This is a genomic window from Acinetobacter sp. 24-47-39 (genome assembly GCF_056783825.1).
Window position 1 is genome coordinate 1 of record NZ_JBWYIP010000006.1, and the last position, 13787, is coordinate 13787.

The 13787-nt window shown below is 34.3% G+C and carries 7 protein-coding genes and 1 pseudogene; 3 read left to right on the plus strand and 5 right to left on the minus strand.

What is annotated here, in order from left to right; translation table 11 throughout:
* Nucleotides 1-3389: BapA/Bap/LapF family large adhesin (locus AC1M9C_RS06785; RefSeq protein WP_481953422.1), on the plus strand; the 3389-nt coding region annotated here is incomplete at its 5' end.
* 1042 nt (nucleotides 3390-4431) lie between these two features.
* On the opposite strand, the gene AC1M9C_RS06790 is transcribed toward AC1M9C_RS06785, so the two are convergent.
* Nucleotides 4432-5826, minus strand: coding sequence for a hypothetical protein (locus AC1M9C_RS06790; RefSeq protein WP_481607774.1), 1395 nt, complete (start codon nucleotides 5824-5826; stop codon nucleotides 4432-4434).
* 243 nt (nucleotides 5827-6069) lie between these two features.
* On the opposite strand from AC1M9C_RS06790, the pseudogene AC1M9C_RS06795 reads away from it, so the two are divergent.
* Nucleotides 6070-7001, plus strand: a pseudogene (locus AC1M9C_RS06795) (IS5 family transposase).
* A gap of 145 nt (nucleotides 7002-7146) precedes the next feature.
* Entirely contained in the window at nucleotides 7147-8082 is a 936-nt protein-coding gene (locus tag AC1M9C_RS06800; RefSeq protein WP_481607773.1) for a hypothetical protein, read from the plus strand.
* A gap of 34 nt (nucleotides 8083-8116) precedes the next feature.
* On the opposite strand, the gene AC1M9C_RS06805 is transcribed toward AC1M9C_RS06800, so the two are convergent.
* The 4 genes from AC1M9C_RS06805 to AC1M9C_RS06820 are packed head-to-tail and all read right to left on the minus strand — an operon-like array spanning nucleotide 8117 to nucleotide 13598.
* The gene (locus tag AC1M9C_RS06805) at nucleotides 8117-10081 is read right to left on the minus strand and encodes a TniQ family protein (protein ID WP_481607772.1); all 1965 of its coding nucleotides are present in this window, start codon (nucleotides 10079-10081) and stop codon (nucleotides 8117-8119) included.
* Nucleotides 10078-11028, minus strand: coding sequence for a TniB family NTP-binding protein (locus AC1M9C_RS06810; RefSeq protein ID WP_481953423.1), 951 nt, complete (start codon nucleotides 11026-11028; stop codon nucleotides 10078-10080). Before AC1M9C_RS06810 ends, AC1M9C_RS06805 begins: the two co-directional genes overlap by 4 nt.
* The gene (locus AC1M9C_RS06815) at nucleotides 11015-12898 is read right to left on the minus strand and encodes a Mu transposase C-terminal domain-containing protein (protein ID WP_481953424.1); all 1884 of its coding nucleotides are present in this window, start codon (nucleotides 12896-12898) and stop codon (nucleotides 11015-11017) included. The genes AC1M9C_RS06810 and AC1M9C_RS06815 overlap by 14 nt, the downstream gene beginning before the upstream one ends.
* A 1-nt stretch (nucleotide 12899) precedes the next feature.
* Nucleotides 12900-13598 (minus strand): PDDEXK family nuclease, encoded by a 699-nt coding sequence (locus tag AC1M9C_RS06820; RefSeq protein ID WP_481953425.1) that lies wholly within the window; start codon nucleotides 13596-13598, stop codon nucleotides 12900-12902.
* Between the last annotated feature and the right edge of the window lie 189 nt (nucleotides 13599-13787).

Sequence of the window (13787 nt, forward strand, 5' to 3'; positions counted from 1 at the left end):
CAGAAGGAGCAGACAAAGACGCATTGGATGCACGCTTAGATGATCTAGTCGACATCACCTTACCAACAGTAAATGATGAAAACGAAGATGGCGTAGCAGATGAGTACGAACAAGTATTGGCAGATGCCGAAGCAGCAGTAGAGGCAGCAGAAGCAGCATACGCTGCGGCAGAACAAGCACTGATCGATGCAAATGCCAATGGCCTCATCACCCCAACAGAACTTACTGCATTGACTCAAGCACGTGATGATGCACTTGCTGCGAAAACAGAAGCACAAACAAAAGTGACAGCCTTACCTGAGGCAGTACAAGCAGAAAAAGATGCGCTACAAGGTCGTTTAAATGATCTGGTTGATATCACTTTACCAACAGTAAATGATCAAAATGAAAATGATATTTCTGATGATATTGATACATTACTAGCGGGGGTCGAAGCTTTAATAGAAAGTGCTGAAGAAGCTTATACAACGGCTGAAGAGGATTTAGCTGACGCCTTGCAAGACGGTACTGTAACACAGGCAGAGGCTGATAAATTGCAAGAGTCCCTAGAAGCTGCTCAGGCAGCAAAAACTCTTGCACAACAAGCATTAGACAATATTGATCAAACTTCAGATGCGATTGAAGCTGCAAAAGCTCTATTGCAAGAAAGAATAGATGATCTCGTAGATATTGAGGTACCTGAGCCATTTGCAACAGCGAATAATGATGTGCAATTGGTATTGGATATCACACCGACTGTAGATGTTAATGAAACACCAACAGAGCTTAACTCAACAGGATTTACGGTGGGTTCTGTTGGCTTAGGTCCAGTGTTAAATGCAAGTGTGCTTGAAAGCGTATTTAGCTCTTCAGTTTCCCTTTCAGTCGAAGAAGGCACCGAAAGAGATATTAGTTTCTATGCTGATGCTGGTGGTGTTACAGTAGGGACGATGAACTTATTTATGTATAAGTTAAATGAGTCAACTGGTGAATATGAATTAAAAGAAAAAATTGATAATTGGTATCTCGTTGTATTAGGTGGTGTGTCAGAAACGATAAGTCGTTCTTTAGATGAAGGAGAGTGGCTCATTGTATTAGGTAACGGCCAAGGGTTGTCAGCTGTTACGGGGTATACATTAAGATTTGAATCAGATGCTGTACGTGATTTTAATAATCCAGAAGCTGTGACAGGAACAATAAACGGTAATGTGATTACGGATCAGGATTATCAAAATGGTACAGATGTCGTCCCAGAGGGTAGTAAAATCAGTGGAGTTACTCATGGTGAAGATACCATTAATCAATTTACAGATGGTATTGCAACAATTAAAGGGGAGTATGGCACTTTAACTATCTCTGAAAATGGACAATATACATATACAGTAGATCCATCATTTAGAGATTACGGTGAAGTTGATCGTTTTGTATATGAGGTAACGGCACCAAATGGTGAAAAACGCACAGCTGAATTAAATATTGAATTAGTGCGTGTTGCCACAGATGAAAATGCCATCATTGATAATACAGTATTACTTGATGTTACTCCTGATCTAACTGAAACCACAGGCGAAGCATTAGGTATTTCAAATGCAGTCGCATTGAATTTACTTGATCTAGGTATTGCTGGTGATGTGTTGTCTGCAAGTGTAATTGGTACGGAAGGTGTCATGGACTTTACTGTTGAAGACGGTACTTTCCAAGAAATGACCTTTACTGGTTCCGCGGGCGGGGTAACGCTACTTTCAACATTTAGTTTGGTTATCTATCGTTTAGATGAGAATACTGAACAGTTGGTTCAAGTACATGAAATTCCGAATTTTGTTCAAGTGATCATCGGCGGTGGTGTTTCAACTCCTGTAACATTGAGTTTTGGTGAGGGTACTTACGTTGGTATTATCAAACAAACTAGTGGTGTAAACGTAATTGGAGGAGCATCGGCTCAAGTTACAGATGTCAATATTTATGATTATGCAAACCCAGAAATGATAACTGGATCAGTTCAAGGTGATGCAACCTCGATTACGACAGATAAATTAATATTGGTGAATAACACTGATGTAGTGGAAGGAGAAGTTTTAGTTGTACAGGGTCAATATGGCTCACTCAATATTAGTACTGACGGTACTTATACATACAATGTTACAGTTCCACAAAGTACAGTAGGTTGGACTCCACCATATGGTGAGATTGATCGTTTTGAGGTTGTAGTGGAACGAGCAGATGGCACAACTTACATTGAAGTTCTCAATATTAAGATTGATACCAATACAGTAGCTAACGATGCAGAAGTTGTAGACGTTCAAGCGGCAAACTATTCAACGCTCAATGAATCTGTAGAATCTGGACTTATTGGATCTGCAAGTCGTACATTAGAGTTTAAAGTTGAAGAAGGATCTTATATTAGTAGCTTAGATCTCCAAGGTAATATCACTCGTACTTTAACTAATGATAATCCTTCAATGAGTGTTGTGATTAATAAGGTGACTACTCAGCTTGTCAACGGCGTTGAACAGCAAGTGCTTGAACAAGTTTATACCGGAAATGTTAGTATTACATGGCCAGCTGGAACAATATTGAATCCTTCGACATCAACGACTTATGCCTCAGAAATTATTTTAGATGATGGCAAAGTGCTCGATGCAGGTGATTATGTTATTTCAATTAACACAACGAGTAGTACATTTAATTCAGTGAATGTATCTAGTGCATCAATTACTGGAATAATGGTCAATAATATTACTCCAACTGATACACCATTGCTCGAGGGTGATTTATTTGAAAATGATACAGCTATCGACCAAATTGATATTCTGAAAATTGGATCTAAAGAGCTTTATGTAAATGATCCAGCTAAAGGTGGTCAAGAATTCACAGTTCAAGGTAAGCATGGTGTCCTTACTGTGTTCAAAGATGGCACCTATGAGTATCAACCATCAGGTCTAAGTGGAGGTCTTGAAACATTCACCTATACAACAGTTTCTAAAGCGGGAACATCACAATCTGCAACACTTGAAATTAATGTTTCGATGACGCTAACTGGAAGTGAGGAGGCAGATACCGTGCAAGCATCTGCTTCAATCGATACTTACACTCTTGGTGAAGGCGCAGATACAGTCCTTTATGATGTGCTCAATCAAGCTCAACATACCGAAAGTCCAGATATTTGGACTGACTTTAATCAAGCTGAAGGTGATCGAGTTGATATTTCTGCTTTATTAAAAGATCAGAATGTTACATCGTCTAACATTGGTGAATTTGTAACGATCAAACAAGATGGTGCAAATACGGTGATTAGTGTTGATACTGATGGGGCTAAAACGAAATATAACCCAACTGAGCTTATTGTTCTGCAAAATACAGATAGCAGTCTTTATGCGATCGATGATCTGTTAAAATATAATCAAATTTAATTAAACAAATGAAAAGAGGTCTTTCGAGACCTCTTTTTATTTTTAAAAATGTGAAATCAAAAGTAATTGGTATGAAAAAAATAAAATACTAATAATTTGAATAAATTAATTTTTGAAGAACAAAAATTTTATTTGTTATTTCGTCATTTGAAAAATATTCTAATAAAAGAAAATGCATTATGGAGACGCGATTGCAACAAAAAAATCATATCTAAGCACCATTTTATAGAGCTTTATTTGTTAGTCATCAGGGGTAGACTTAATCATAAAAAAATGTTGTTTAGGATTTATTGATAATAAAAAATGGTAATGATTCAAAAAATTAAATTCCTACTCCAAAGAGATTTCATCTCTATATTTAGACCTGTTTTTGAACGTTATTAAATAGAATATAGAAACAAACACTCGCTCCGTTAAAAAAGTTAACCTTGCTCATTTTTATTTGTGTTTTCAGGTGGCTAGTATGGGGGTAGTAGTAATGTCTAATTTTATAACTCGATATGTGTTGCAGAATTAGGTTATAGAGATCATTTTGCCTGAGTTTGAAGAATAATCCGCTCATTACTCATTATTCACATTGGATTTAAAGGAGTGCTTGCATAATTCGATATTCTTAAATTCGTTGAAAACTCAGTGCTTTAACTTTGATTGATTTTGATGCTTAAATAAACATGTGAATATGAAAATTTTTAATCTGAAAATTTAACCCTGCTATTTTATTTTTTTATTCTTGTACCTTACTAAACCTACTTGAGTCTAAAAAATAAAAGAGCCATATAAGGCTCTTTTATTTTTAGATACAATAGCGTCGTCACGCGACACATAAGTTGTCATTTTGCTAAGTGTAAATCAATAAGTTAACGATCGTTGCGACACATAATGACATTTTTAGCGACACAACCTATGTCATTTTTTGGATAAAACGACACAACCTGTGTCATTTTCTTAAAAGTGGTTTGTTTAATATCATCTTTGAGCTGGTACGTATTAGTATTTATAAATGGTCTCTATATTTTGACACTATTGTTTAATAACCTTTATTTTAAATTTTGTCATTTCCTAATGGGAGCGTGAAATTAGAACTTTCATTATCTAACTGTGCTTTAGCTTCAGGTCGCATGTGACCACATTTTATAAGTTGATCTAATATTTTCGGATTGTTTTTTATACCTACTAGGGTCGACATTTGCTGTATTGCTATCATTTCGTTATTGCTTGATGGGAAGCCATCTGAAAACGTTGCATCGATGGTAGTTGCATTTTTTACTTGAGAAATGTTGGTTGGGTAATCTCTATATGCATAATGATTGTGTTTTTTTATTAATGTGTTTAATTGATTTGCTTTTTGGATTAAATCCACTGGAAGATCATCTGAATTTATATTCCTGCTGATGATTGCTATTTGTGCACTGATGCTATTTGTGATTGGGATATTAAAATCACGGTTTTTAAAATATGCGTACATCTGGAAATTAAATGCTTCTTTAATTTGTTTAGCTATGAAGTCATTGTTATTTTCATTTCCTTTGCTGTAGCAGATCAATTGTAAATTTTGCGCTAAGTTCTTTTCAAGATATCTAGTCATTTGGGCGGCTGCATAAGTTTCAATTGTTAGTTTGTCTAGAGTGTCGATAAAGACTTTAATTTGATCATAAGCTTGATCATCTACACTAGCTGCGTATTTATTCTGCAATTTTGCTAAGCTTTCTGATTGCTTGGAGATGGGTTGCACACACTGTTGTTGAAGCTGATCTGAGTTTAGAAACAAATGGTCTGAAGCTGATTCCAAACACCCGATATATGCTTGCTTTAAAAGATCCACATTGTCCGAAATAGCTTTTAAATAAACTTGTGTAATTTGAGAGCGTTGATTTTTATTAGCTTTGCTTGAGAGATAATTGTCATAAATAAAATAAGATACGAAGCTCATTACTGCAACATAAAAGATAAGTAAGAAAACTTTGTTATCTAAGCTTGATGCAGCATAGCCTGATTGTATAAATTTTTGTGCCCTAGGTGATTCATTTATTCTATCATTTATAGTAGCCCATCCCCATAAACAAACTTGAGCTTGACCTCCGGCTCTTTCTGAGTTGAGTTGTGTAACATAGTCTGTTAGTTGGGTGTCATTTGGCTTGGTGTGTAATATGTAAAATACATCACAATTGTTTGGATATTTTTCATCAATAAGCCTAATCATATCTGATATATCAGATTTTTTTAATTTTGTATTTATTGATTGATCGTAACATTTACACTGTAGCACTATGTGTTTGTTACCCACTATTCCTAAAATATCTGCACCATATTGTGCTTGCCCATTTCTACCATATTTATGAAAGTTAACTTTATATATATCTTCGAACAATACCACTATTAAGCTTTCGAAATCTTTTGGGTTTAATGGCGGGTTATTTTGTAGAGATACTAAAGGCATATGAACTCATCTTTTTAAAGGCTTTAGTTTTGAATTTATATTATTTTTTTATTTGATTTGTATTTATTTTTTACAAGACGATGATTTTAAATGTGGTGTGTTTCGTAGATGGGTTCTTCCAGTTATTATCAAATTATTCTGATACTAATTCATTAATCTCAGCCTTTTTGAAGATTCTTACATTTCATCGGCTTTGTTGCACAAAGCTATTCTTAAGGGCTTCTTCAGCCATATAATTTTCAAATGAAGAAGCCTACACACAAAATCTACCGCACAACCAATTGGCCCGCATATAACCGAGCACTCATTAATCGTGGAAATATTGCCATTTGGTTTGATCCTATTACGCAATGGTATGCTCTATCAAAAGGCAAACAAGGACGAAATAAAACTTACTCCGACGCAGCCATCCAATGCTGCTTAATGATTAAATCCTTATTTCGTCTGTCTTTACGTATGGTTACTGGCTTTGTACAAAGTCTGATTAAACTTTGCGGATTAAATTGGACAGCGCCAGATTACAGTAAGCTTTGTAGAAGACAAAAGTATATTGATATTGCAATCAGCTACCAAAAAAGTAGCTATGGGCTGCATCTACTCATGGACTCTACAGGCTTGAAGTTTCTAGGTGAGGGCGAATGGAAACGCAAGAAACATGGACCTGAATATCGTCGCCAATGGCGTAAGCTACATATTGCTATAGATGCTGAAACTCTTCAAATACGTGCTATTCAGCTCACAACCAATAATATCAGTGATTCACAGGTACTAGGTGATTTACTTGATCAGATTACACAAGATGAGCTGATTGACTCTGTTTATACCGATGGAGCTTATGACACCAAGCAATGCCGTCAGGCCATTGCAGATCGGCAAGCGCATGCGGTGATTCCACCTCGAAAAAATGCGAAACCATGGAAAGATACAAAGAGCAGCTCGCTAAAGCGAAATGAATTATTCGAACAGTTAAACATTTAGGTAGGACACTATGGAGAAAATGGTCAGGCTATCATCGCCGAAGTTTGGTTGAGACTAAGATGCACTGCATCAAATTATTAGGAGATAAACTCAGTGCAAGGAGCTTTGATAGCCAAGTCAACGAGGTTCATGCACGTGTAGCAGTCCTCAACAGATCTACGGAATTAGGTCGACCACTTACCCAAGTTACGCCTTAAATTTGGCTCAATTAGGGGCGCTTTGCCTTTCAAATCTTTGTGCAACAAAGCCGATATTAAGTAATAATAGCTAAAGCTAAATAATCTTGGCATGGATTTCTATTGATTAAAATGATTTGAAAGGAAAAATACAAATGGGGGATAAGTGAATTTTACTCTTTTTTTGGTTCAGAGAATTAAGCTAATTGTTGATAATAGTGGGTTTATTGCTAAATTTATAATAGGCGTTGGCTTATGTATGATCCTGTTATATTTTTGGCATATCGATTACTTTCCTACGGATTTATCTTTAGGAGATGGGCTACTATTTTTCCTTATTACAATAAAGTTTATATTCATTTATGTATTTTTTTTAGCCTCACACTATGCGCTCGGGAGTGTTTTATTATTTTGTCTAAAAGTTATAAGAAATTTTTTTATTATTCTATTCTCTTTACGACAATTCTTTTCTGAAAGAATAATTGATTTAATCTTTTTGAAGTTAGATTTAAAAAGAGTTTTTGAGAAATTAGGCAAAAATTTTCTTAAATTTATCTTTTATATTTATGGCTTTGCTTTTGCGTTAACATTTTATAGTGGAAATTCAAAAAATATATTGTTAATGCTAGTTTTAAGTCTTCTTTTAAAAGTTTTCATTGATAAATTCATTGAAAACCTGAAGTGGAATAACGACAAAATAGCTGACAATGCAAGTAACGAAAAAAATATAAAGCTTTTAATGATGCTACTTTATATTTTATTTGTTCCAAGTACTGTATATGCTTTCTATGCTGAAAAATCCAAAAATATATTTATTAATCTAGTATTAGGTTCCGTAAGAGAGGATGAGAAGAACAGTTTAATCTTTATCAAAACTGAATATAAGGACTTCTTTCCAGAGTCAAGTATTGGCAAGAAAAAAGGTGGATATGTAGAGTTAAAGAGAAGTGAATTACTCTTAAAAGGGATTGGTAAGAATGCATTGATTCAATATAAGACTAAAACCAAAGACCAAAATTCAGAAGATATAATGATAAAAGTGAAAGTTGAAATGCCTAATGATGCCTTATTAATTGTAAGAAGATCCCAACATAAAAACTAAAAGGGGTTTGAAAAAATATGTATTAATCTATTTTTTATATAAATTTCAATATATCAGATTTCTTAAAAAGCCTAATTTTCGTTTCAGTTTTACCAAAATAGTAAGGGATTATAAGTCCTTGAGTTTGTAAATTTGTAATATGTGAATGGCGCATTCCAAGGAGTGAACTAGCTTCAGCACCTGTTAAATACTCTTCTTTTAATTTAATGATTTCATCTAGTTGACTCTTCTTTACAAGTTTCCAATAAGTTAAATCCTTAATGTCTAAAAAGCCTGTTTTACACCAATATTGACTGAACCAGTTCATTCTACAATTGAGCTTTTCTGAAGCATCCTTAGTCGAAATATAGTCTTCACTTTCGATTAAGTTTTTTAGTTTATTCAGAGAAATACATTTAATTTTAATAGGGGTTAAAAACTCGTTCTCCCGCTCTAAAATCTTTAAGTGTGTTAACGTAATGACTTGGTTGGGACTAATTTTTAAGATTGCTGATGCTTCATTCAGTGAATAAGAATCATCATTCATTTTTCTTTTAAAATTTGTTCTTTTTCGACCAGTTTTTGTCGAGTATTCTTTTACCTGGTCTATGTGTTCTTTAGTAATATATTTAATAGAATCCCTAAAAAAAATATTTACAGGTAGTTTATCAATATGAGGACCACTAATAGGTTTGATTCCAATACTTATCATTTTTTCAACAAAATTTCCTCGATTAACATTCAATTTTTTTGCAAGAGTAGAGGCGATGATATAATTTTTTTGAAAACTTTTTAGTTTATGGTAAGGAATTTGTAACGGAAAATTGCTCTTTTTTTCATCATAATTGAGCCAATGGGATTTTGCTAACTTTCTTATCGTATCCGAATTTGTATTCAGTATTTCAGCAGCCAATTTTATATCTACTGTAAAAGATTCATTTGCGTTGTTACAGGTAGAAAGAGGATGCTTTTCAATTTCTAAACTCTTTGCTCCTATTAAAAACATTTCAATATCAGTGCTTGATAAAATTTGTTTTCCATGATTATTTTCTACGAATTCTAGTCGGTTAGAAGCTAGGAGGTTTGTTAGTTTTAGTCGTCCAATTCCAAGTAAAAGCCTTGACTCTTCGAGTGTTAAGTGGATATTTTTACTTTTAGTATTATGTCGATAAGAAATACAATTATTCTCAATATTTGAGAGATAATTCTCTTTAAACCTAACAGTTTTATCTTCTTTGTAAAATGGTAATAGTTGAACTCTTGGATGAGCTAATTGAATTCTATTGTTAATCCAATTACTCATGGTGATTATTGAATGGGGAGTATCTACGAAATATTCGTAGACTATTCTTAAGTAATCTTTATCTGAGCGTGGTTCATCTAATGCTGCAAATTTTTCTAATGCAAACCAAAAAGATGTAAATTCTTGAAATAGCTCATTTGAATTTTGATTTAAAATATAGATAAACCAATGAATTAAAAAATTTTCCGAATAGTGAATTTGTTGAGCCTCTCTTAAGTCTGCTAAGCATTTTGAACATTTTACAATAGAGCCTGATTGTAAGCTGATCTTATATCCGCACATGTAACAGCTGTCTAAGAGTAAAATGGAATGTATAGGGCAAGAGTATACAGGTCTTAAAAGCCAGAGTTTTCTGAAGTATGGTTGTTCCTTTAAGCATTGTGGACAATATGAATGGCCTTTAGTTTTGAACAAACGAAGATCGATGATCACATTCCTATAAATTCTGGGTGATCTACTGGTTAATTTATTTCGATCAAAGGCGAGGGTAATATAATCAGGGTTAAGGCTTAAGTTTTCTAATACATATTTAAAGCGTTTTTGGTCTAAAAAAGTGTAATTAGGTGCTAATTTAGTCAAAAAACTAAATTTTTCTTTGCCAAATAATTGATAGACTGATGTGTGACCATTTAATTCAACAGTTCTTATTAAGTAACTCGTAGCTGATTCATCAGGATAAGGTGTTGCTTCAATAAGAAGTCGTTTGTTTGTATTCATATTTGACTTCTTGCGTGAGTGGTCAATTGTGATAATGACATTTTAAAAGGGTCAGTGTTGAGTTTAGAAATATAGTCAGTAATTCCAAGTTTCCATGCCTCACTAAAATCATGGTTATTGATGATGGTTCGACCTTCATTTAATGCATTAACGATACTTTCTCTAATTAAACCAATAATATAAGAGTGATAACCTTTAGTAGCCGTGTAAATTTGCATACCCATGAGTGGATTGTCGAGAGGTGGTGAAAATGAAATATTTTTTTGTGCCATTTTACGAGAAATTTCACTTAAAAATGCGTAAATTGTGCCATGTCCTTGAGAGGATTCGATGTAAAGAGGATTTAATGTATAGATAAATGGAAATCTTCGGGCAATTTGGCTATCGACTTGTAATATTTCTGCAAATTCTGGAAGACCGACTAAGCAAAAACTGATGCCTGTTCGGTTAACAAGTGTTTTTAGCCAATTTCCTATGGTTACGTTCATTCGTGTATATGATTGTTTACGCTCGAATAAATGATGAAATTCGTCTAGAAATACGAGCTTAGTTTCACAGATACTGAGTAAATAACTTAATCTGTCAGTCAAGTAGGATGTTGTACCACTGTTATAAGTTGGATCACCTAGTTCTTGCAGCATTGTGATTGCGAGTGATTTAACAGTGGCTGGAGAAGGAACTTCAACATAAAATGCTGGAATAATTGTTTTTTTATGATCTTCTTCAATTTTAGTAGATTTAGGCATTTGGCTGACTATTGTTTTACACAAAGTCGTTTTCCCTAAACCTCCCTTCGCAAGAAGCATGCTTCCTATAGGCTCTTTATAGGCTATGCTTCTCTTTACACAATTTTGTATTCCTTGAAAGGCTGTCATAAACTCATCTGAAGTGACTACGATGTTATTAATCGAGCTAATTTGTTCAAAATATTTATCAAATTTTTCCATTTTTCATCACCTCAAATGATCCAAAACTCAAATTATTCTTTTTGTTATCACAAGAGGCTTCAATATTCGGTTTCTCGTGAATCTCTACGATAGGTGATAAATTCTTTTCGATATTTTGAAGTATGAGGGGAAGCTCAAGTTTTATTGGTTTTAACTTTGATCTGTTTCTAATCAAATCTGATTGAATTTCATGTAAAAGTTTGTAGAGGCCAAATAAGTCTGAAAACTTTCCTAATTTTTGTTGATCTTGTTCAGACAGCTGTTTTTTTCTTTTTTGAGCCTCTAGATGAATTGTCCTTGATAATCCAGAAGTGTAGTCTTGGTTGGTAGAATTCGCTTGTATTACGGTATTCATATCATTTGGATCAACGATATAAACTTCATTTAAGTCAAGATCATCAATGAGTACGGTGACTTTCTTAATGCCTTTTATTTGTAAAGTAGTTAAGGCATGAGAAAAATAACTTAAGCCATCAACTTTAACTTGGCCCTGATGGATTGTACGTTCGATTGGTCTTCGACATAAAATTTTCGCATCAACTTCAGAAATATCGCTCGGTTTAATATCGGTAATAGCATCTTGCCACATAACAGATGGTGAGCGACCAGTCATACTATGAATTGAGCAATGATAGACATCACTGATCCACATATCGATATATTTTTGAAGTTGCTCTATCGTAAATTGAACGTTTTTTGTGGAATTGTAGCTTCCTCTAGCTGATGGATTTGAAAAAGTGGTTCCAGGCAGTTTTTGAATAATGCCGTGAGTAAGGGTGCTAAAAAACCTTTCAATATGAGGCTTGTTGTTTGGAGTACCAATTTGAGAAGGTGTTAAAGTAATTTTTAACTGATCACAGACTCTTGCCAGGGAATTATTTTTAAATTCCACTCCGTTATCTGGAATGATAATGCTCGGAATACCGCCTGGTAAATTTTGATTCGGTCGAGTGATCATATCTTTGATGACTGCTAGCGTTGTTGTTGCACTCGGTGGATACATACTTATATAAGTGCCTACAATTGCCCGAGTATGTGTATCAATTGCACAAGCTAAAAAAGGGCGACCAAGAGCGACATTTGTTTTTGGATCTATCACAATAACATCAAGATAGTGCGTATCAATTTCAACCATATATAAAGCAAAAGGACTGAGAAGACCTCTACCTGAAGCTTGAAAAGTTTTTTTTGCAGTTCGATTTCCATTCTTAGCTTTTACGATTAGATATGGGTCAAGCTTTTTAATATACCTTTGTATGCATCTGCGGCTAGGTAATTGATCTAAAGAAATTCCTTTTTCTACTAATTTACCTAACATGGTTGCATGAACATCTTTACTCGTTCGAAATTCGGGCTTTAGATAAACTTCCTCTATGGTTTGATTGATAATCTGATAAATTTCAGGGCTAAAACGTAATGAGTTATTACCCTTACGTTCGTTTTTTAGAAAAAGTTTATTATGAGAATAACTTTTGTATTTAAAAATCCATCTTGCAACTGTTCTAGGCGAAGGAGGAGATTTATCATCTATCAAAGTCGCAATTTCTTGAATAAATGGTGAGAGTTGGTTAAGGCTTGTAGGGTATTCTAACTGCTGAAGTGCAGATAAAACATAACGTTCCTTTCTATGGATATCCTGACTACATTGAGGATTTAGAACAAGCTTCTCAGGTGCAAAACTACAAATGATTTCACCAGATTTATAGCGATTTTCAAATTCATTTAGATCCAGGGTGCATATTTTTCCTCCTATTATTGCGGCATAACGAATTGTGTTTAATGCAATTGATGCTATTTCAAAAATATAATCTGGATGCTCTGCAAAATAAAAGCGATATCCTGATTGAGGGATAAAAAGAGGAGTTTCCATATTAAAATATTCCTTGATGATTATATTTAGGGGGAAATTCTGTAAATTTATTGTGGAAAAAAAGGTAATCCCCCAGTTCTTGTTTAAAACCGATAGATTGAAGTTCTTTGTAGACTTGAATTGGACTTGAAGGTTGCTTAGTTTTTAAATGGTCTAAAGCGTATTCAATTTCAAATTTGCTCCAATCAAAACGATGCCCTCTTTGATACCAGTAAAGAAGTTGCTGAAGATGTTTTTCTGTAGGAAGTTCAGTTTGATCGATGAGTTTGAATGTAATTCCAACTGAAGTGAGTAATGTCGCAAGACGATCAAAACGGACATATTCATCTAAAGCTAATGATGCTATTGATGGTTTTACCTCATGTACTTCATAGCAGCCATCACTCGTTTGAATTAGAAAATCTGGATAGGAGTATTGTTCATGGGAGAGTTTGATTTTTAAAGCTTGGGATCTATAGTTGATTACACAGGGGTTTCTTTCTAGGCAGATAGCATGAGCTAGCTCTAGGCGACTTTCTGTAGGAATAGCACCACTGCATTTTTTACTTGGGAATAGGGCAGTTCTACGTCCATAGCAGCCTTGGAAAATTTTACGTTGTCCGTGAATGGTTGCTGCAATATTTGGCTCAGTTGCAAAGGCCGTTTTTATTTGTTCGAAAATATAATGATTAGAGTTGTTGTGATCATAGTTCAGGTACATAAATGTGTATCCAGTATTTCGGAGCACCCTAGATTTAGGGTGAGTGAAATTACTTGTTGCTTAAAATTAAGCTACAAGGCTTGACTGGTGACTGAATACGGAAGATACTTTGATTACCACGTCTTTGTACTTTTTGTATAGAGCCACCAACGGATCCTTTTAGGGTCCGTTTTTTATTGCAATTATATA